We start from the raw sequence: 19,560 nt of genomic DNA, 5'->3' as shown, positions 1-19,560 counted from the left end.
GAGGGAATTACGCCATTTCAGACACAACCGCACCATGCCAGTCTTCGCGCGTCAAGCTCATCTTTGGAGGACCTGCCGATGTCGTCACCGCTCCAGATCGGTCTTCTGGTATTTCCGCGCGTCACCCAGCTCGACTTCACCGGTCCCTTGCAGGTGTTCTCCATGGTGCCCGGCGCCAAGCTGCACCTGATCTGGAAGCGGATCGAGCCCGTGCCGAGCGATTCCGTGCTGACGCTGACACCGACCACGACGTTCGCCGACTGCCCGCAGCTCGACGTGATCTGCGTTCCCGGCGGCGGCGGCACCAACGACTTGCTCAACGATGAAGAGGTGCTGGATTTCCTGCGCAAGCAGGCCGAAGGCGCAAAATACGTGACCTCGGTCTGCACGGGATCGCTTGCGCTCGGCGCCGCCGGCCTGTTGAAGGGCTACCGCGCCGCCACCCATTGGAGCGCGATCGAGATGCTCGGCCAGTTCGGCGCCATGCCGACCAAGACACGCGTCTGCGTCGACCGCAATCGCATCACCGGCGGCGGCGTCACCGCGGGAATCGATTTCGCGCTGACGCTGGTCTCCCTCATGGTCGATCGCACCACGGCGGAAGCAATCCAGCTCCAGATGGAATACAACCCCGCCCCGCCCTTCAATTCGGGCTCGCCCGACACGGCGCCCGCTGAAGTCTTGGCCTTGCTGAGAGAGCGCGGCGCGCAAAACCAGGCGCGGCGCCTGGAAGCGGTCAAGCGTGCGGCGGAGCGGGTGAACTAGCGCGGGCCGATGCTCGCGTGTCCCGGACGCGCTGCAGCGAGCAACGCTGCTGCGCAGAGCCGGGACCCAGGAAGCCACGCGGATCGCTGTTGCATAGGCCCCGGCTCTGCAGCGCATCACTTCGTGCCGGGCAGCGCCCGGGGCAGTGACCGTCGTGCTGGTCCCAACAGAAAAAGGCCGCTCGGTTTCCCGAGCGGCCTTTCCTGTCTTACGGCGGCTGCACATTCCATCGGGCGATTTCGGAACTTCCAGACCGGGGGCCTATCTCCCGATCGAGTCCTTACTCGGCGGCCGCTGCATCTCGGGACAGTCGCGAACTGTTGCCCGAACCGAACGCGATGGTCTCCCATCTCCGTAAGATGGGATCATTGAGCCGCATGGCTTGCCTGGCCGCAATGTCCGCGCAGACGCCGTCCCCGCTGTTCCCGTTGTCCACAGCAAGGTGAGTCGGATGCGCGTGCATCCAACCGAACGATCGAGAGTCGAAGGAGGACGGAAAGCCTAGCCAGGCGTCCAGGGCTGATAGTCGCCGGTCGCCTTCGGACGCTTACCGCTGGCCAGGGTCGAGCCCGAGGGCCGATAGGCCTTTGCCGTGCCGGTGAGATTCGGCTGGTGCGGCTTTTCCCATTCGCGCGGCTGATAGTTGGCCTCGGTCGGTGGCACATCGACGACGTGATGAATCCAGCCGTGCCAGGACGGGGGGATCCGGCTGGCTTCCGCATAGCCGTTATAGACCACCCAGCGTCGCTCAAAGCCGAGCGTCGGATCGACCGCCCCGCCGCGGGTGCGATAGTAGAGATTGCCCTGCTCGTCCTGGCCGACCAGCTCTCCGTACCGCTTGGTCCAGAGCTGGGTGCCAAAAGTCTGGCCATTCCACCAGGTGAAGAACTTGAGGAAGAATTGTTTCATGCGGCAAGGGCCCTGCTTCGTCGGGTCCTGATGCCATCCGGGCGGCGAAATGTCCAGTTCGGCGGGACGGCGGCGCCCTCGGCAAATGCGCCGGGCTCGCCAGGAACGCTGCCGCAAATCGGACGCGATCCGTTCATGCCGGGTACAGCCATTGAGAGCGAGGCTCCGTTCACGCGCAAACCGGCGTGATCCCAGGAACCCCAGCCCTTTCATAGGGTTTGCTTCCGGGAAAGGAGTTTTATCATGAAAAGTCTGAAAGTTTTGAGTGCCGCCGCAGCGCTGGCGCTCGTTCTACCCATGACCTCACCGAGCTTTGCACAGGGGCCGGGCGGCGGTGGCCGTGGCGGCGGTGGTGGCGGCCACGTCGGCGGTGGTGGTGGTGGTGCTCACATGGGCGGTGGCGGTGGCGGCGGCGCTCACTTCGGTGGTGGCGGCGGCGCGCGCATGGGCGGCGGCGGCTTCGGTGGCGGAGCACGAATTGGCGGCGGCCCCGCGTTGCAGGGAGGTGGCGGCAACTTCGCGGCCGGCCCAGCGGTACGTCCGGGCGGCGGCACGTCCTTCACCGGTGGCGTCAGCCGTAACTTTGCAGCCGCCAACGGCGGCACCTGGCAAGGCCGCGGCGGCAACTGGAGCGGCGGAGGCTGGCATCATCATCATCGTCGCGGCGGCTTCTGGCCGGGCTTCGCGGCCGGTGCGGCGATCGGTGGCCTCGGCTCGTATGCCTATTACGGCGGCGGCTATTACGATGACCCCTACTACTATGGCGACAGCTACTATGATGAGCCGTCCGTGGCGGTGGTCCCGGATAGCGGCGGCGACCCTGCCTATTGCGCGCAGCGCTACAAATCATACGACCCGGCTTCCGGCACCTATCTCGGTTATGACGGCCAGCGGCATCCCTGCCCGTAAGACGGCCTGAACAATCGATGCAACAAACCCATGGGCGGCACCGGTGATGGCCGGCGCCGCCCTTGTCTGTTCTGCGAGCCGGTGCAGTTTCGCCAGTCACTCCCGGGACGCCCTGCCGAGGGATGAAGCGGCCATGGCCCGTCGCGGGCGCGCCGTTGTCTTGACCGGTGTCCGATTGTTGTCTTGCCGATCGCGTTCGGCCTCGCGATCCCCTCGACTTTGCTTCAACCTTTCATCGAAGCTGCTCGCACTTCGCGCGCCGCGTGCGCCTTCGCGCGAACCATGACGCGTAGATGACGCGGGCCCGAAATAAGAGAGGGAACACGCACCGCAACCCTATGCACCGCACCGTGCATATCTACCCCGATCCAATCCAAAATTGACCCGAGGCACGATTCGCGGATATCACCAATCACAGTGGGGACTTCGATTACTGGGAAGTGTCATGCCGCGTATTCTCGTGGTTGATGACGATCCGATGGTCGGCGCGACCATCGAGGTCCTCCTCCAACGTCAGGGCTTCGACGTCACGCTGGCCGACGGCGGCGAAACAGGACTGGCTGCGCTGGAAGCGCAGGCCTTTGAGGTGATGCTCGTTGATATCTTCATGCCGCATATGCGCGGCTTCGAGTCCATCCGCATCTTTCACGAGCGCGCGCCAGCTACTCCGCTGATCGCGATGTCCGGCTATGCCTTCGCCTCATCCGCCTCGCCCTCTCCCGATTTCCTCCGCATGGCGCTGGAGCTCGGCGCAACGCGCTGCCTGCGCAAGCCGTTCACGCCGGACGCGCTGCTGACCACGATCCGGGAATGTCTCGCCGGTCCGGGCGAGAGCGCACAGCCGAAGGACAAGAAAGAAGCCCCTTGATTCCAACGCAGCGCGTCATTCTCGGTGCTGGACTTGCCATCCTCCTGATCATCACCGCGGCCTCGATCGCCCTCGACGTCAAGTCGCGGTCCGACGCGACGTGGGTCAATCACACCGTCCAGGTGCAGAAGAAGATCTCCGATCTGCGCGTGCTGCTGCGCCGCGCCGAGAGTGCCGCCCGCGGCTATGAACTCTATCGCAGCCAGACGCTCGCCGACGAATTTCAGGGCGTGCGGGTCCAGATCGCACCGGCGCTGGCCGAGCTGAAGCGCGGCGTGCGCGACAATCCCGATCAGGTCGCGCTGCTGGAGGGCACCGAGCCGCTGGCGCTGCGCCGGGTCGAGATCGCCGCCGAAGCGATGCGCCTGCGCGCGGCGAACGACCAGGCCGGCATTACCGCGCTCAACAGCAAGGCCGAGGGCCGCGGTCTGATGGACACGGTGATGGGCAATCTCGACCATCTGAGCGCGGATGAAGAACGCCTGCTCACCGCGCGCTCCCAGGATTCACGCCGTACCGGCATCGTGCTGCTCGGCATCGACGTCGCCGGCGCCGTGCTGATCCTGCTGCTGGTGGCGCTGGTGATGCGCGAGAGCCAGCGCGCCACGGTGCAGCTGCAGAGCACGCTGACCGAGACCACGGCCGCCAAGGATGCGCTCGCGGCGGCGGTCGCCGAGCGCACCGAGCATCTGGTGACCGCGCATGACGAGCTGCGCCTGTCGATCAACGTGCTGCAAAGCACGTTTCACAGCATGGCGGAGGCGGTGCTGGTCATCGACGCCGAAGGCAACGTCCTGCTGTCCAATCCGGCCGCGGAGCGCATGCTGCTGCATCGCGCCGGCATGAACCTGCGCAATCTGCGCGCGATGTCGGATGTGTTTCACGGCGATGGCGTCACGCCGATGAAGGCCAGCGAGCTGCCCTCGGTGCGCGTGCTGCGCGGCGAGCAGTTCGAGGATCTGGAGATGATCGTCCGCCCGCACAGCGGCAATCCTCCCCGCCATCTCATGATCAGCGGCCGGCCGATGCTGGACGGCCAAGGCGACATCTCCGGCGCGGTGTTGGTCTATCACGACGCGACCATGTCGCGCGAGACCGAGCGGCAGCTGTACCAGTCGCAGAAGCTGGACGCGATCGGCAAGTTGACCGGAGGCGTCGCTCACGACTTCAACAACATGCTGACCGTGATCTCCGGCAACACCGAGACGCTGGTGGCGAGCCTGAAACAGCAGCCCGAGCTTCAGCGCGCGGCGCAGCTGATCGACGATGCCGCCGAGCGCTGCGCCGAGCTGATCCAGCATCTGCTCGCGTTCGCGCGCAGGCAGCCCCTGCAGCCGCGCAACGTCGAGATCAACGCCGCGATCGCCGACATCGCGAAACTCCTGCGTCCCACCCTCGGCGAGCAGATCCAGATCGAGACCGTGCTGGAACAGGGGCCGATGACCGCGCATATCGATCCGTCCCGGCTCACCAACGCCGTGCTCAACATGGCGATCAACGCGCGCGACGCCATGCCGAACGGCGGCAAGCTGCTGCTGGAGACCCACCGCGTCGTGCTGGATGAGGCCTATGCGCAGGCCCATGCGGACGTGGTGGCCGGCCCCTACGTCATGCTCGCCGTCAGCGACACCGGCACCGGCATGTCGCCCGATATCCAGCTGAAGGCGTTCGAGCCCTTCTTCACCACCAAGGAGGTCGGCAAGGGATCGGGCCTCGGCCTCTCCATGGTCTACGGTTTCGTCAAGCAGTCCGGCGGCCACATCAAGATCTACAGCGAGGAAAACCACGGCACCACGATCAAGCTCTATCTGCCGCCGGGCGAAGGCACGGCGGACGTGGCCGCGGCCGTCGCGCCGCAGGTCGAGGGCGGCGCCGAGACCATCTTCGTCGTCGAGGACGACAACCTCGTGCGCAACTTCGTCACCGCGCAGCTCGAGAGCCTCGGCTACAAGACGATTGCCGCGCCCGACGGCAAATCCGCGCTGGAATTGATCGAGGCCGGCCAGCCGTTCGATCTCCTCTTCACCGACGTCGTCATCCCCGGCGGCATGAGCGGGCGCGACCTCGCCGACGAGGTGGCCAAGCTGCGGCCGGGTGTGAAGGTGCTCTACACCTCCGGCTACACCGACAACGCCATCGTCCATCACGGCAAGCTCGATGACGGCGTGATGCTGCTGACAAAGCCCTATCGCCGCAACCAGCTCGCCGAGATGATCAGGAAGGCGCTGAATGGCGGGACGATGACGGCGAGCTAACGCGTGAACTACCGAAGGCGCGTTGCCAGTCACACCATATAACGGGGCGAGGGCACTGGCTCAGGATGTGAGTTCCGGTTGTCCTCTTGAGACGCCGTGGCTTGCCCGGATCCGCGCCCGAGGTGTTTAGACACCGCGCCATGAACGAGTAAGGCCGCTTTGATCTCGATCGGGCCGGTCTCAAGCAAAAATCAAGCGCATCTCAAGGACAAATCGTCTCACCAGCCCAATCTCTGAGCATGCTCTCGGCGACAAATGTTGGAGCCGGTGTCGCGACAGTCCGCTCGCGGAGCGCGATACCGAGCGCAGTCACCGGATGCACAGCTAGGATCTTGGTCTGCGGCCGGAATTGACGGCGCAGCTTCGACAGGTGCTCGCATGAAAAGACGAGAGTTCATCTTGTTGATTGGTGGAGGACTGGCCTGGCCTGCGATCGCGCGGGCGCAGGGCGGAGCCAAGCTGCATCGTATCTTCTGGGTCTCGACTCAGTCCGAACCGGATCCCTTCCTGGACGGCTTTCGCGAGGGAATGCGCGCGCTGGGATACGTCGAGGGCAAGACCGTAACCTTCGAGACGCATTATGCCCCCGGAGATCCGCAGGCACTGCGCAAGATCGTCTCCGAGTTGCAGCGAGGGGATATCGACCTTGTGGTCTCGGGCGGTCCGGCGACACGCGTCATGACTGCGGTCACCGACATCCCCGTACTGTTTGCACTGAGCGGTGACCCCGTCGCTTTGGGTGTGGTGAAGAGCCTTGCTCACCCCGGCACCAATTTCACCGGCAGCACATTCCTGTCGCTCGAGCTGGCAGGAAAGCGCGTTGAGCTGCTCAAGGACATTTATCCAAAGCTGCGAAAACTGGCGGTCTTCTCGAACACGGATCATCCGGGAGAGCCATTGGAATGGCGTGCGACTTTGGAGTCGTGCCGGAAGCTCGGCATCGAGGCAGCCTACGTTCCGTTCTGTGGCGCTCGCGAAATCGAGAATGGGTTGATGGCTGCCGGCAAGGTGGACGCGGATGCTCTCCTCGTGTTTCCCGATGCTGTGACGCTGGTGCATCGTGCGAAGATCGCGGAGTTTGCAATCGCGCACCGGCTGCCTTCGATGTTTGGCTGGTCAGAATATTGTGACGCTGGAGGTCTCTTGAGTTACGGCGCAAACCAGCGCACGACCTATTTTCGGCTCGCCACTTATGCCGATCGCATCCTGCGCGGTGAAAATCCGTCAGATCTTCCGGTGATGCGCCCCGAGAAGTTTGAACTGGCAGTCAATCTGAAGACAGCCAGGCTTCTGGGTACGGACCTGGATGTGTCGTCGATCCTGTTTCGCGCCAGCAAGGTGATCTCCTGAGAGTAGTTATGTCGGACGGTGCTGCGCAGTCCTCTTCGTGTACGATGCCCCCGCGTCGCTCGCTGTTCTGCAAGTACTTCGCGACGTTGTTTGTCGCTGCGGTCGTGCCTCTGATACTCGGCGCGGCCGTCGAGGCTTCTTTCGGTTACCGAGACCAGCGCCGCCAGATCAGCGCGGTGCTGCAGGCCGATGCTCGCGCGGCGTCCGACAGGATCGAGGCGTTCACCGATGGCATCCGAGATCAGCTGGGTTGGATGGTGCAGCTTCCCTGGTCTGCCGGAGACGATGCGCAACATAAGATCGATGCCTTGCGCCTCCTCCAGCAGGTGCCCGCAATCGTTTCGGTTTCGCTTCTGGATGAGACCGGTACCGAACGGATCTTTGTTTCCAGGCTGCATCTGAACAGAACCGGGCGCGGCATTGATATGTCTACGGATCCCGCTGTTCTGGGCGCACGCGCCAACAAGGTTTGGTACGGACCGGTTCAGTACCAGCGAGATTCAGAGCCCTACATGAGGATCGCGGTTGCTGGGAGCCTGCCGGCCGCGGGGGTTGCGATCGCCGAGGTCAATCTGAAGCTGATCTGGGATGTCATCGCAGCCATTAGAATTGGCGACACCGGCTACGCCATTGTTGTCGATGATTCCGGTCATCTGATCGCACATCCCGATATCAGTCTGGTCCTGCGCGGCCGCGCCAGCTCGGGCAGTTTCGGCCGGATCAAGCATCTCGCCGGCGCGGCGAGCGAAGCGGCGGTGATAACCGGGGACCAAGGCAACCCGGTGGTGGCGCTATCCGTTCAGGCCGCCGATGTGGGATGGACGGTGATCGCGATGCAGCCGGCCTCGGAAGCCTTTGCATCAATTCGCGCGGCGTTGTGGCGCTCGTCAATTCTCATTGCCTTTGGTGTTCTCATCGCGCTGGCGCTCGCCTATTGGCGCGCGCACAGAATGTCCGGCCCGATCAAGCAACTGGAAGAGGGCGTGGAGCGGATCAGAACCGGACAATTCGAGCATCGCATCAAAATCTTCAGCGGTGACGAGTTGCAGCAACTGGCGTTGCGCTTCAATGAAATGGCTTCTGAACTGGCGATCTCGCAGCAGAAATCTGTGCGGATCGAACGGCTGAAGCAGTTCCTGCCATCACAGGTCGCCGAATTGGTCGAGCATTCTCATGAACTGCTCGAAGGGCAGCGACGCGAAGTAGCTGTCATTTTTGGCGACTTACGCGGCTTCACGGCGTTCTCCACGCGCAATGAACCCGATGTCATCATGGCCGTCATGCGAGAGTACTACGAGGCCGTCGGCGCCGTGACGACTCGTCACGAGGCAACGCTCATCGGCTTTGATGGCGACGGAGTCATGCTCCTGGTCAATGCCCCGGTCGCATGCGAACAGCCGGCAACTCAAGCGGTCCGACTCGCGATTGACCTGCAAATGACGGTGCAGTCCCTTGCCGGCAAATGGTGCGACGCCGGCCACGCGATCGGCTTTGGTGTGGGCGTTGCCATGGGACCGGCAACGGTAGGAACGGTTGGTTACAACGGTCGGCTGGACTACACGGCGATGGGAGCCGTGGTGAATTTGGCGTCGCGGCTCTGCAATCTCGCGAAGGACGCGCAGATCCTGGCTGATCCCACTATCGCTGGAAGGGTAAGGGATAGCGTTCCGTTGGCATCGCTCGGACAGCGGACCATAAAAGGCTACGACCAGGCCCTCGAAGTCTTTGCTGTCGCACCTGCTGACCTGCCGTTGAAACCGCCGGGCTCGGGACAACGCCGGCGAGAGAAAGAGCCTCAGCACCACTGATACCCCGGCGACCGGGCGGCTAACGCGTCGCCAGCACCACCGCCGCCAGCGTGAAGATCAGCGCCGCGATCTGCCCTGCCCCCAGCGGCTCGCCAAGCGCGAGCGCGGAGGCGACGACGCCGATGACAGGCACCGCCATGGTGCCGATCGCGGCCACCGAGGCCGGCAGGCGGGCGAGTGCTGCGAACCAGCTGACATAAGCGATGCAGAACTGCACCACGGTCGAATAGACCAGCAGCCACCAGCCGACCGGCGTCACCTGGGAGAGATGCGTTGTCTCGACCAGGAGGCCGATGATCGAGATCGGCAGGCATCCGATGCCGATCTGCCAGGCCGCGGCCGTGATCGGCGGCAGATGGATCGGGTACTTCTTCGAGAACACCGTGCCGACGGCAAAGCCCAGCGCGCCGGCGAGCGCCATGATGATGCCCGGCAGCTTCTCGACGCTCGCGGCAATGCCGTTGCCGCCCATGATCGAGGCAAGCCCGACAAAGGCCATCACCAGCCCCAGCGTGCGCAGCACGGTCGGCCGCTCCCCCAGCACCGGCCAGGCGATGATCGAGGCCCAGACCGGCATCGTGTAGGCGATCAGCGCCGCCTCGCTCGCGGGCAGCCAGAGCAGCGCCAGGCCCATCAGCACCATCCAGCCGGTGACGTTGAGCACGGCGGCGGTCAGGAGGCGCGGCCAGATCGCAGGGTCCACCTTGAGGCTCTGCCGGCGGATGATCGCCAGCGCCGCCAGCAGCACCGCCCCGAGCACGCCGGTCACCCCGCGCAGCGTCAACGGCGGCAGCTCGGAGAGCAGGAATTTGGTCACCGGCCAATTGAAGCCCCAGCCGATCGAGGTGATGGCAAGGAACATCAGGCCGGCCGGGGCGATGCGGGGCCGCGCATCCCGGCGAGTCGAATCAAGCATGTGGGTGGTCCGGCAAAATCGACCCTCAGCTTGGCCCGGATTCGCCCCTCTCGCCACCGCCTCGGCGGGCATGCCTGCCCTCACCTTCCGTAGGGCTACGTGAGTCCCGCTGACGCAATCCCATTGCTCAAAAATATACCTGCCCTGTGAACAGCGGGATGAAGCATCCGCAGCACCACGGGATGCAAATTTTTTCGGTTGGGAATCTCTGAGGACTCACTGATACTTGCCTCCACAACAGGCGCGGGCTTGCCCCCTGTTATCCCCCGCAATCCACCATATTTAGTATTTGATTCAGGAACTCGTACTAGTTCTTGACGGGCGCAACGGAGAGTCCTAGCTTTCGGTCCGTTCGGCGCGAGTGAGTTTGCGTCCCGCCGGCACTCCCCCAAAGGGTCTCGCAAATCTCAACTCCGCCAAGCCAGCCAAAGGCAGCGGATGAGGGCTTGTCTGCCCGCGAAAGCGGACTTTTCGGGCGCCAGAACGGGCCGGCAACAGGCTCGGATGGCATCGATAGAAGTTGTGATGGTGTGGGGCGTTGAACGCATGTCGCGCGCATCCCGTTGGGGAGGATGGGCGTGGACATGCCGGCGGATGATCGATGCAGGCATCGAAGAGTCGCGTCGGGAGAACAAGGGCCGGGTCCACCGGCTGAACTGCGATGCCCCAGGGCCGAACGGCCGCAAGGCATCGCGAAACGAAATGTCGACCCGGCACGCTCTCAACGAGGGGCGGATCCGGTCAAAGAATAGGACGGGGCAAGACGATGCGGATTGAGCGGCGCCACACCACCCAGGGACAGTCACCTTACGCGGGAATCGATTTCCGCCAGACCACGTCGGAGATCAGGAATCCCGACGGCTCGGTCGTGTTTAAACTTGATGGCGTCGAGGTCCCGACCGAGTGGTCGCAGGTCGCCTCCGACGTGCTCGCCCAGAAGTATTTCCGCAAAGCCGGCGTTGCCGCGCGCCTGAAGAAGGTCGAGGAGGAATCCGTCCCCTCCTTCCTGTGGCGCTCCGTGCCCGATACTGACGCGCTCGCTGCGCTGCCTGAGAAAGAGCGCTATGTCAGCGAGCTCAGCGCAAAGCAGGTGTTCGACCGCCTCGCCGGCTGCTGGACCTATTGGGGCTGGAAGGGCAAGTATTTCTCGACCGACGAGGACGCGCAGGCCTTCTACGACGAGCTCCGCTACATGCTCGCCATGCAGATGGTGGCGCCGAACTCGCCGCAATGGTTCAACACCGGTCTGCATTGGGCCTATGGCATCGACGGCCCCGGCCAGGGCCACTATTACGTCGACCCCTTCACCGGCAAGCTGACCCGCTCGAAATCGTCCTACGAGCATCCGCAGCCGCACGCCTGCTTCATCCAGGGCGTGGGTGACGACCTCGTCAACGAAGGCGGCATCATGGACCTCTGGGTCCGCGAAGCCCGCCTGTTCAAATACGGCTCCGGCACCGGCTCCAACTTCTCGCGCCTGCGCGGTGAAGGCGAAAAGCTCTCCGGCGGCGGCCGGTCATCCGGCCTGATGAGCTTCCTCAAGATCGGCGACCGCGCCGCGGGCGCGATCAAGTCGGGCGGCACCACGCGCCGCGCCGCCAAGATGGTCGTGGTCGACGTCGATCACCCCGACATCGAGACCTATATCGACTGGAAGGTGAAGGAGGAGCAGAAGGTTGCAGCTCTGGTCACCGGCTCCAAGATCAACCAGAAGCACCTCAAGCTGGTGCTGAAGGCCTGCGTCAACTGCGAAGGCTCGGGCGACGACTGCTTCGATCCCGAGAAGAACCCTGCCCTCCGCCGCGAGATCAAGCTGGCGCGCCGCAGCCTCGTGCCTGACAATTACATCAAGCGCGTCATCCAGTTTGCCAAGCAGGGCTACAAGGACATCCAGTTCGACACCTACGACACCGACTGGGACAGCGAAGCCTATCTCACGGTCTCCGGCCAGAACTCCAACAACTCGGTCTCGCTCAAGGACGACTTCCTGCGCGCCGTGGAAACCGATGGCGACTGGAATCTGAACGCCCGCACCTCCAAAAAGGTGACGAAGACGCTGAAGGCGCGCGATCTCTGGGAAAAAATCGGTTACGCCGCCTGGGCGTCGGCCGACCCGGGCCTGCACTTCAACACCACCATGAACGACTGGCACACCTGCAAGGCGTCCGGCGACATCCGCGCGTCCAATCCGTGCTCGGAATACATGTTCCTGGACGACACCGCGTGCAACCTGGCGTCCGCGAACCTGCTGACCTTCTACAACACCGAGACCAAGCACTTCGACGTCAAGGGCTATGAGCACCTCTGCCAGCTCTGGACCATCGTGCTCGAAATCTCGGTGATGATGGCGCAGTTCCCGTCCAAGGCGATCGCCGAGCTCTCCTACGAGTTCCGCACCCTCGGCCTCGGCTACGCCAATATCGGCGGCCTCCTGATGACCATGGGTCTCTCGTATGACAGCAAGGAAGGCCGCGCGCTCTGCGCCGCGCTGACCGCTGTGATGACCGGCATCACCTACAAGACCTCCGCGGAGATGGCCGCTGAACTGGGCACCTTCCCCGGCTACAAGAAGAACGCCGCGCACATGCTGCGCGTCATCCGCAACCACCGCCGCGCCGCGCATGGCGAGGCCTCCGGCTACGAGGCGCTCAGCGTCAACCCCGTGCCGATGGACCTCGTGTCCTGCCCGCAGGCTGACCTCGTCAGCCACGCGCAGGCGGCCTGGGATGCGGCGCTCGCGCTCGGCGAGCAGCACGGCTATCGCAACGCCCAGACCACGGTGATCGCGCCGACCGGCACGATCGGCCTCGTGATGGATTGCGACACCACCGGCATCGAGCCCGACTTCGCGCTGGTGAAGTTCAAGAAGCTCGCCGGCGGCGGCTACTTCAAGATCATCAACCGCGCGGTCCCCGCGGCGCTGCGCGCGCTCGGCTATCGCGAAGCTGATATCGCGGAGATCGAGGCCTACGCCGTCGGCCACGGCTCGCTCTCCAACGCCCCCGGCATCAACGCCTCGACCCTGAAGGCCAAGGGCTTCACCGATGAAGCCATCGCCAAGGTCGAAAAGGCCCTGCCGACCGCCTTCGACATCAAGTTCGCCTTCAACAAGTGGACCTTTGGCGAGGATTTTATTCGCGACCAACTGGGAATCGGCGCGGAAGCCATTGCGGCTCCGGGCTTCGACCTGCTCCAGGCCGTGGGCTTCACCAAGCGCGAGATCGAGGCCGCCAATGTCCACATCTGCGGCGCGATGACTGTCGAAGGGGCCCCGCATCTCAAGGCGGAACATTACTCCGTGTTCGATTGCGCCAATCCCTGCGGCAAGATCGGCAAGCGCTATCTGTCGGTCGAGAGCCACATCCGCATGATGGCGGCGGCGCAGCCCTTCATCTCGGGTGCGATCTCCAAGACCATCAACATGCCGAACGACGCCACGGTGGAGGACTGCAAGTCCGCCTACATGCTGTCGTGGAAGCTCGCGCTGAAGGCCAACGCGCTCTATCGCGACGGCTCCAAGCTCAGCCAGCCGCTCAACTCGCAGCTCATCAGCGACGATGAGGACGAGGACGATGCGGTCGAGTCCCTCTACGAGAAGCCGATGGCGGCGCGTGCCGCCCAGGTCTCGGAGAAGATCGTCGAGAAACTGGTCGAGCGCATCATCGTGATGCGCGAGCGCGAGAAGATGCCGGATCGCCGCAAGGGCTACACCCAGAAGGCGGTCGTCGGCGGCCACAAGGTCTATCTCCGCACCGGCGAATACGATGACGGCCGTCTCGGCGAGATCTTCATCGACATGCACAAGGAAGGCGCGGCGCTGCGCTCCTTCATCAACAACTTCGCCATCGCGGTGTCGCTCGGCCTGCAATACGGCGTGCCGCTGGACGAATATGTCGACGCCTTCACCTTCACCCGCTTCGAGCCGGCGGGCCCCGTGCAGGGCAACGACAGCATCAAGTACGCGACCTCGATCCTCGACTACGTCTTCCGCGAGCTCGCGGTGAGCTACATGTCGCGCTTCGACCTCGCTCATGTCGATCCGACCGAGTCGAACTTCGACGCGCTCGGCAAGGGCGTCGAGGAAGGCAAGGAGCCGGACGAGAACGGCGGTCATCACGCGACCCGCCTGGTCTCACGCGGCCTCACCCGCTCCCGCACCGACAACCTCGTGGTGATGCGCGGCGGCTCGGCCGCCGTCTCGCAGGGCAATGACGGCGCCCCCACCGGCGGCAGCAAGGTCACCGCGCTCGCCGCGCACGGCACCAGCGCCCGCGTCGGCGACGCCCTCGAAGGCGCCGTCGCCCTGAAGCAGGAAGCCGCCCACGACCTCTCCCCCACGGAGAAGCTCGAGGCGCTGCAATGGAGCAAGGCCGGCAGCACCGCCCAGACCCTCGTCCCCACCAAGGCCGAGCGCCGCGCGGAAGCCAAGGCCAAGGGCTACGAAGGCGAGATGTGCTCGGAGTGCGGCAACTTCACGCTGGTGCGGAATGGCACGTGCATGAAGTGCGATACGTGCGGAAGCACGACGGGGTGTTCGTGAGGGGGTAGGTCAATCAATTAAGGCCACAATGCGGCACGCCTCCTTCGGGTAGCGTGCCGTATTACGTTGAAGGACAACATTATTCCAAGGCTAATAAAATGGCGGAGCAACGATTTCGAATATCGAATCTAAGCCAAATCATTCTTTACAAGATCTATGCTTTCCACATCGGTGGAGATGAGAATAGCGGCTCTATTCCAACAGGGATATGCAGCCCTGTGAACAGAACGCAGAGCAGCAGCACTCCCGCCATTAAACTGAATGCTAGACAATTCACGCAGATGCCGAATCCCCACCAGACTAGGAGCGGCTTCTTCTCGTTCGACTGACCATCGCTTGCCATGAAAACTGCTCAACCAAAGATTGGAAGGGATCCTGTTACAGCCAGTTATTCACGTTGCCAAGAGTCAGACATTGCAGCGACAATGAATCCTTCCGGTAGCGCCCGGTCCCTAGGGAGGATCGAACGATGCTTTTCAGCGTCGGGCAGGTGATTGGTTTCGCCAGAGCTCAACCAATCCTCACGTCTCCCAAGACCCATGCCAAGAAAACGCAAGTCCCTTCTCCCTTGCCTCCACAACTTCCGAATTACGAATTACGGTGACAGTGCAACTTTCGCATGCGGCTCTGATTAAGTGCACACCGTAATCCTCCAAAATTGCCTTTGCCGTCGAGCCCTTCCCTTCTAAACTCCCGACCTCGACTGGCCCGGTAGAAGCGGAGTCAAGTATGCCCAAACCGGAAAGCTTCCCGATCGAGAAGATCTTCGTTCCCACGAAAATGAAAAAGGCCCTCAAGCCCGAGATCGTCGGGGAGATCGCGGAAAGTATGCTGGAGATCGGACAACAGGAGCCCATTTCCGTTCGGCTCGACGGAGACCGCCTCGTTCTGGTCGAGGGACTGCATCGGTTAGAGGCCTGCAAGGCGCTCGGCGAGACGGCCATTCTCGGTGTCCTGGTCCCGGCCGAGCTTGCTCAACCCAAGCCGCTGCTATCCGAGCGCCCCGAAGTCGAGGCAGAGCGCATCAAGATGGCGCGATTGAAACAGTTGCGCCTCGAGAAGGAAGCCGCAGAGGCATCGACTGCTGCCTTGAAGGGCGCTGGCGCAACGCAAGCGCCGCGCACCCGTCCGACGAAGGGCATCCGCGACAATCCGAAGGCATCACCGGGCCGGACTGCGAAATCGACACCGAAGACATTGTCGGACTGGATCACGCAGCAAAAGGGCAGCGGCGGCCGCTATTGATTGCCGGCTCCAGAGTTTCGGTGCCAACCCGTAGGATGGGTAGAGCCCTTGCGAAACCCATCATTTGATGATCGAAGCTGATGGGTTTCGCTCCGCTCTACCCATCCTACGACTAAATCCCTTTTATGCTCATAGAACTCGCCTCAGAGACTGAAGCACCCAATGAAATTCGCTGCCGATGTTCTTACCGCAGCCTTTGCAATTTTGGCCGCTGTGCTTTGGATTATATCGGCGCGCGCCGAGGTGTGGGCTGATGGCCAAAAGGGACCGCAAGATACCAATATGGTAATTCGTAAAGACGGTCGCCTTTACGACGTTACGAGGACAGCTGAGAAACAGTCGAAATGGAGCGCTTACGCAGCTTATGCCGCGGCGGCTGCAGCGACGTTCCAGGCTGTCAGCGTGTTGCTCAATGCGAGATATTGAGCCTGTAGGCAGGTAGAGCATTTAAGAAACTTATCATTCCACGACAGCTATTGATGGGTTTCGCAAGGGCTCAACCCATCCTACTCGCTCCCACAATGCCAAGGAAAAGCAAGCTCCTCCTCCGCCTTCGCAGAGTCCGGCGGAGCGTCCAGTGGGCGCGAAAGAAATTCGCGCGCGCGCCGCGGACGGTCCGGATCACGGGCGGCGTCTTGATCCTGCTGGCAACGCTCGCGCTCCTCAACATCGCCTATCAAATCATCCGCAAGCCGACCGAACTCTTCGCCGTCGTCGGCCACGCACTCGACAAGGAGCCAGCGGAGACCTGGGCGAGCTACGGCCCCCTCTTCCGCACCTATTCCACCGCTGCGATCACGCCCGAATTGCTGGCCGCGCTGGCGCAGGTCGAGAGTTCGGGCAATCCGGTGGCGCGCACCTATTGGCGCTGGCGATGGAGCTTCAACCCGCTGGCGATCTACAAGCCCGCCTCCAGCGCTGTCGGGCTCTTCCAGATGACCGATCCGGCCTACACGGAAGCCGCGCGGTTCTGTGTTCGCGGCAACACGGTCACGCAGACCGGCTGCGGGTTCACGTCCTTCTATATTCGCGCGATCCCGAGCCACTCCATCGAGCTGGCCTCGGTGTATCTGGACCGCCAGGTGGCGCTGGTTCTCGACCTCGCCGGCGATGCGAAGCCGAGCGCGCAGCAGAAGCAGGATCTGGCCGCCTTCATCCATCTCTGCGGCGCAGGTCCCGCGGCGGCCTATGCGCGGCGCAAGTTTGTGATGATCGCTGGGACACGCTGCGGCGATCACCTCGTCGCGGGCTATGTTTCCAGGGTCAACGCGATGAAGCGGCAGTTTGTGCGGCTGGCGGCGGACCACGATAATTGAGGAGCACAGCCCCGCTGTCGAGTCCGCCATAATTTTTCCTTTGCACGCGCGTTGTGTTGGACAGTGGCGAGACTTATCCTTCCCTTTTGATCGGACTGCCTCCCATTGACGCCCGACCGGATGGAGAGCGCATCGGTGCCTGAAACGAACGACCCCAAACCTGATACCGGCAAGCCTGATACCGCCAAACCTGATACCGGCAAGCCGGACGAGGCGCGCGGCGACGGCGGGCTGGCGCGGGCCCTTGACCGGATCAGGAGCACACAGGCAGACCTTGCACGGCTGGACCAGCTGGTTTCCGGAATGGAACACGATGGCGAAGGCAAGCCAGCCTCGCGCGCAAGCGCCGGTGCGGCGGCAGCCGCCACTCCCGGAAACAAGGCGCCGACGCCGGATGCCAAGCCTTCGAGTGCAAAGCCTCTGAATACCAAGCTTCGCGATCAAGGCTTGAAAGGAGATCGGACCATGATGCGCGCTTTGGTTGGCCTCGTGCTGGCGATCGGCCTTCTCGGCGCCGCCTTCGCTTCGCAATATCGCGATGAGGCCAGCTCAATCAGCAAGTCGATCATGGCACGATGGGCTCCGCCGGCCGCGAGCAGCGCCCCGCAAGCGTCCGCGGTGGAAGGCCCAGTGCAGCCGCCGGCCGTGCTACTGGCTGCTGCGGGTGATCCGAGCCCGGCGCCCGCGCCGCCGGTCCTCAAGGAAACGGAAAGCGCCCCAAAGCCTGACACTCCAAGGCCTGACGCTCCAAGGCCTGCTGCCACGGCGCCCGACCCGTCATCGTCCGATCTCGCGCAATCGCTCAAGGCCATCACGAGCGAGCTTGCGAGCATCAGCGGCAAGCTCGAGCAACTGAAAAGCCGCAACGAGCAGACCCTGCGCGAGCAGGCCGACACCATTCAACAGCTCAAGACAGCGCAAGAGAAGGGTGCGGCGGACAATGCGCGCCTCGCTGCGCAGGTCCAGGCGCTGCAAACGCAACTGACCGCGTCACCCGCGTCTGCAGCCGCGAAGCCCGTCGTGCGCAGTGTGAACAACGATGCGGCTACGCGTGCCCGGCCGCACATCCCGGCGGCCGAACCCCGGCGGCCCAGACCGCCGCCGCGAGGCCCCTGGATGCCGCCGTATATGGACCCTTATTACGGCGATCCGGATTGGTGAGCGAGCTGCCGTAGGGTGGGCAAAGCGACTTGTCCGCCGTAGCTCGAAGAGCGAAGGCGGAAGCGTGCCCACGTCTTGGCTGATCGAGGAGAAGAGTGGGCACGGCGCAAGTGCGCCTTTGCCCACCCTACGAAGCTACTACGCTCTACGCTCGCCTCACCGTATCTCGTTCATCGTCACCTGGGCCGCGATCCCCGTCAGCTCGGAATCTTGCGCCGCAAGCTCCTCATCGGAAGAGGGGCCAACCGAGACTTCAGTCATTCGGCGTTTGACCTGTTCGCAGGTCTTGCGCACGTCTTCGGTGAACAGCGCGCATTCTTCGATGCGCTTGAAGATCTTCCGTCCCTCTTCACGATACCCCGCTGCCGTTTCTCGCATGAAGGCGATCGCATCATGAACCTGGGCCGTCAGCGCCTCGCATTTTTGCGCGGCGTCGATCAACTCGGTGCCCATGGCCTCGATCTCTTTTGCAGCGGACTCATAGTCGCGAACGACCGCCTCTGCACTGAGCGCACCGACGCGCGAGACGCCCGCGGTGTGCTCGACGTAATCAGGCAGATTAATTGAAGTAATGGAGCTTCCCGAGCGGATCGACGTGATGTCGGCTTCGAGTTGGACCAAGTTCACTCCGTCCCGCCTGTGCAATTGTTCGACACTTGCCATGACCAATCCTCCCAATACGCGCGCCCAGCACCCCAAACAGCATTGGGTTTATTACGGGGATAAGTGTCGTTCTACCTCGATGTACTCTTGACAGTCTCCACTTTGCCATTTTTTCCCAATCGTCACCTCTGCACGCAGAGATGACGAACCATCAAACTTCAACTTGCCGGCGTACCAGATGGAGGAGATGTCGTTTTCTCAAGCACCCGACCTGTCAAAGACATCGAGCGTGGCGGAATCGAGGGCTGCCGCACGCGCAGAACCTGTCATCGGCGGCGTCTCAAGCCAGCAGCGAGTATTCAGCGCGCCGCCCGATCACATGCTCAGAATGTGATCGTGCCTCACCACCAATACGGCCAGCGCCATCCTTCATAGCGAACATAGGAAGGCACCAGCGGCGGGCCGTAGGGATCGACGCGGTCGTCCTCGGGGCGATACCGATAGCGCGGAACGACATTGTAATCCCACGGCGTTGGCCTGAGCACCGGCGCTGTGACGATGAGCCGCTCTTGCGGTGCGCGAACGACGACGGCTTTCCGCGTTCGGGCCTCAGCACCTGATGTTGCAAGGCTGCTCAGCACCAGGGCGGTCCCGAGCGCGCAGGCGGCGGTCATTTTTGTCATGCGGTGGTCTCCTTCGCGGCAAGAGTGCAAAAGGACTCGGGGCAAGGCAAGCAAATTTCGCGCGACTTTTTCTGCGGCCATCCTTCGAGACGCCCGCTTTGAGCGGGCTCCTCAGGATGAGGGTGGAGTACGCGGCGACAGCTTCAGCAGGCCACGATCCCCCTTAGCCTCACCCTGAGGAAACCGCCACCGGGTCCGCGCAAAGCGCGGCCCGATGACAGGCTCCGTGATC

Annotated in this window: 15 protein-coding genes; 11 read left to right on the top strand and 4 right to left on the bottom strand. The window is 63.2% G+C overall.

Annotation, left to right across the window (positions count from 1 at the left end; genetic code table 11):
* Window positions 1-78 precede the first annotated feature (78 nt).
* The gene (locus tag XH81_RS36985) at window positions 79-765 is read left to right on the top strand and encodes a DJ-1/PfpI family protein (RefSeq protein WP_028144862.1); all 687 of its coding nucleotides are present in this window, start codon (window positions 79-81) and stop codon (window positions 763-765) included.
* Window positions 766-1,266: 501 nt separating this feature from the next.
* On the opposite strand, the gene XH81_RS36980 is transcribed toward XH81_RS36985, so the two are convergent.
* The gene (locus tag XH81_RS36980) at window positions 1,267-1,674 is read right to left on the bottom strand and encodes an NADH:ubiquinone oxidoreductase subunit NDUFA12 (RefSeq protein ID WP_028144863.1); all 408 of its coding nucleotides are present in this window, start codon (window positions 1,672-1,674) and stop codon (window positions 1,267-1,269) included.
* A gap of 243 nt (window positions 1,675-1,917) precedes the next feature.
* Between XH81_RS36980 and XH81_RS36975 the strand changes: the two genes are divergently transcribed.
* The 5 genes from XH81_RS36975 (at window position 1,918) to XH81_RS36955 (ending at window position 8,864) form a co-directional block, all read left to right on the top strand.
* The gene (locus tag XH81_RS36975; RefSeq protein WP_028144864.1) at window positions 1,918-2,583 is read left to right on the top strand and encodes a BA14K family protein; all 666 of its coding nucleotides are present in this window, start codon (window positions 1,918-1,920) and stop codon (window positions 2,581-2,583) included.
* Window positions 2,584-3,028: 445 nt separating this feature from the next.
* Window positions 3,029-3,451 (top strand): response regulator, encoded by a 423-nt coding sequence (locus XH81_RS36970; protein ID WP_028144865.1) that lies wholly within the window; start codon window positions 3,029-3,031, stop codon window positions 3,449-3,451.
* The gene (locus XH81_RS36965; protein WP_028144866.1) at window positions 3,448-5,706 is read left to right on the top strand and encodes a CHASE3 domain-containing protein; all 2,259 of its coding nucleotides are present in this window, start codon (window positions 3,448-3,450) and stop codon (window positions 5,704-5,706) included. The genes XH81_RS36970 and XH81_RS36965 overlap by 4 nt, the downstream gene beginning before the upstream one ends.
* 378 nt (window positions 5,707-6,084) lie before the next feature.
* Window positions 6,085-7,056 carry an ABC transporter substrate-binding protein gene (locus XH81_RS36960; RefSeq protein ID WP_028144867.1) on the top strand — a complete coding sequence of 324 codons (972 nt, stop codon included), beginning with the start codon at window positions 6,085-6,087 and terminating at the stop codon, window positions 7,054-7,056.
* An 8-nt stretch (window positions 7,057-7,064) separates the two neighbouring features.
* The gene (locus XH81_RS36955; RefSeq protein ID WP_028144868.1) at window positions 7,065-8,864 is read left to right on the top strand and encodes a cache domain-containing protein; all 1,800 of its coding nucleotides are present in this window, start codon (window positions 7,065-7,067) and stop codon (window positions 8,862-8,864) included.
* A gap of 19 nt (window positions 8,865-8,883) precedes the next feature.
* Here XH81_RS36955 and XH81_RS36950 read toward each other — a convergent pair whose 3' ends face one another.
* Window positions 8,884-9,780: a DMT family transporter gene (locus tag XH81_RS36950; protein ID WP_028144869.1), complete on the bottom strand. Its 897-nt coding sequence runs from the start codon at window positions 9,778-9,780 to the stop codon at window positions 8,884-8,886.
* Between the two features lie 766 nt (window positions 9,781-10,546).
* Here XH81_RS36950 and XH81_RS36945 point away from each other — a divergent pair.
* The 5 genes from XH81_RS36945 (at window position 10,547) to XH81_RS36925 (ending at window position 18,042) form a co-directional block, all read left to right on the top strand.
* Window positions 10,547-14,320 carry a vitamin B12-dependent ribonucleotide reductase gene (locus XH81_RS36945; RefSeq protein WP_028144870.1) on the top strand — a complete coding sequence of 1,258 codons (3,774 nt, stop codon included), beginning with the start codon at window positions 10,547-10,549 and terminating at the stop codon, window positions 14,318-14,320.
* Window positions 14,321-15,049: 729 nt separating this feature from the next.
* Entirely contained in the window at window positions 15,050-15,565 is a 516-nt protein-coding gene (locus XH81_RS36940) for a ParB N-terminal domain-containing protein (RefSeq protein ID WP_028144871.1), read from the top strand.
* Window positions 15,566-15,727: 162 nt separating this feature from the next.
* Window positions 15,728-15,991, top strand: a complete 264-nt coding sequence (locus tag XH81_RS36935) for a hypothetical protein (protein WP_028144872.1) — start codon at window positions 15,728-15,730, stop codon at window positions 15,989-15,991.
* A 95-nt stretch (window positions 15,992-16,086) separates the two neighbouring features.
* Window positions 16,087-16,881, top strand: coding sequence for a transglycosylase SLT domain-containing protein (locus XH81_RS36930; protein ID WP_028144873.1), 795 nt, complete (start codon window positions 16,087-16,089; stop codon window positions 16,879-16,881).
* Between the two features lie 120 nt (window positions 16,882-17,001).
* Window positions 17,002-18,042: a hypothetical protein gene (locus XH81_RS36925; RefSeq protein WP_028144874.1), complete on the top strand. Its 1,041-nt coding sequence runs from the start codon at window positions 17,002-17,004 to the stop codon at window positions 18,040-18,042.
* A gap of 156 nt (window positions 18,043-18,198) precedes the next feature.
* Here XH81_RS36925 and XH81_RS36920 read toward each other — a convergent pair whose 3' ends face one another.
* Entirely contained in the window at window positions 18,199-18,705 is a 507-nt protein-coding gene (locus XH81_RS36920; RefSeq protein WP_028144875.1) for a hypothetical protein, read from the bottom strand.
* A gap of 341 nt (window positions 18,706-19,046) precedes the next feature.
* The gene (locus tag XH81_RS36915; RefSeq protein WP_028144876.1) at window positions 19,047-19,328 is read right to left on the bottom strand and encodes a hypothetical protein; all 282 of its coding nucleotides are present in this window, start codon (window positions 19,326-19,328) and stop codon (window positions 19,047-19,049) included.
* Window positions 19,329-19,560: the final 232 nt, after the last annotated feature.

It is taken from the genome of Bradyrhizobium sp. CCBAU 25360 (assembly GCF_028128695.1).
Taxonomy (GTDB): domain Bacteria; phylum Pseudomonadota; class Alphaproteobacteria; order Rhizobiales; family Xanthobacteraceae; genus Bradyrhizobium; species Bradyrhizobium ottawaense.
The sequence above is the reverse complement of the archived record's forward strand: the minus strand, read 5'-3'. Positions and strand labels throughout refer to the sequence as shown.

What these genes read in the sequence shown, in the direction of transcription:
- XH81_RS36985 (WP_028144862.1), top strand. Translation starts at nt 79, where the DNA reads ATGTCGTCACCGCTCCAGATCGGTCTTCTGGTATTTCCGCGCGTCACC.
- XH81_RS36980 (WP_028144863.1), bottom strand. Translation starts at nt 1,674, where the DNA reads ATGAAACAATTCTTCCTCAAGTTCTTCACCTGGTGGAATGGCCAGACT.
- XH81_RS36975 (WP_028144864.1), top strand. Translation starts at nt 1,918, where the DNA reads ATGAAAAGTCTGAAAGTTTTGAGTGCCGCCGCAGCGCTGGCGCTCGTT.
- XH81_RS36970 (WP_028144865.1), top strand. Translation starts at nt 3,029, where the DNA reads ATGCCGCGTATTCTCGTGGTTGATGACGATCCGATGGTCGGCGCGACC.
- XH81_RS36960 (WP_028144867.1), top strand. Translation starts at nt 6,085, where the DNA reads ATGAAAAGACGAGAGTTCATCTTGTTGATTGGTGGAGGACTGGCCTGG.
- XH81_RS36955 (WP_028144868.1), top strand. Translation starts at nt 7,065, where the DNA reads ATGTCGGACGGTGCTGCGCAGTCCTCTTCGTGTACGATGCCCCCGCGT.
- XH81_RS36950 (WP_028144869.1), bottom strand. Translation starts at nt 9,780, where the DNA reads ATGCTTGATTCGACTCGCCGGGATGCGCGGCCCCGCATCGCCCCGGCC.
- XH81_RS36945 (WP_028144870.1), top strand. Translation starts at nt 10,547, where the DNA reads ATGCGGATTGAGCGGCGCCACACCACCCAGGGACAGTCACCTTACGCG.
- XH81_RS36940 (WP_028144871.1), top strand. Translation starts at nt 15,050, where the DNA reads ATGCCCAAACCGGAAAGCTTCCCGATCGAGAAGATCTTCGTTCCCACG.
- XH81_RS36935 (WP_028144872.1), top strand. Translation starts at nt 15,728, where the DNA reads ATGAAATTCGCTGCCGATGTTCTTACCGCAGCCTTTGCAATTTTGGCC.
- XH81_RS36930 (WP_028144873.1), top strand. Translation starts at nt 16,087, where the DNA reads ATGCCAAGGAAAAGCAAGCTCCTCCTCCGCCTTCGCAGAGTCCGGCGG.
- XH81_RS36925 (WP_028144874.1), top strand. Translation starts at nt 17,002, where the DNA reads ATGGAGAGCGCATCGGTGCCTGAAACGAACGACCCCAAACCTGATACC.
- XH81_RS36920 (WP_028144875.1), bottom strand. Translation starts at nt 18,705, where the DNA reads ATGGCAAGTGTCGAACAATTGCACAGGCGGGACGGAGTGAACTTGGTC.
- XH81_RS36915 (WP_028144876.1), bottom strand. Translation starts at nt 19,328, where the DNA reads ATGACAAAAATGACCGCCGCCTGCGCGCTCGGGACCGCCCTGGTGCTG.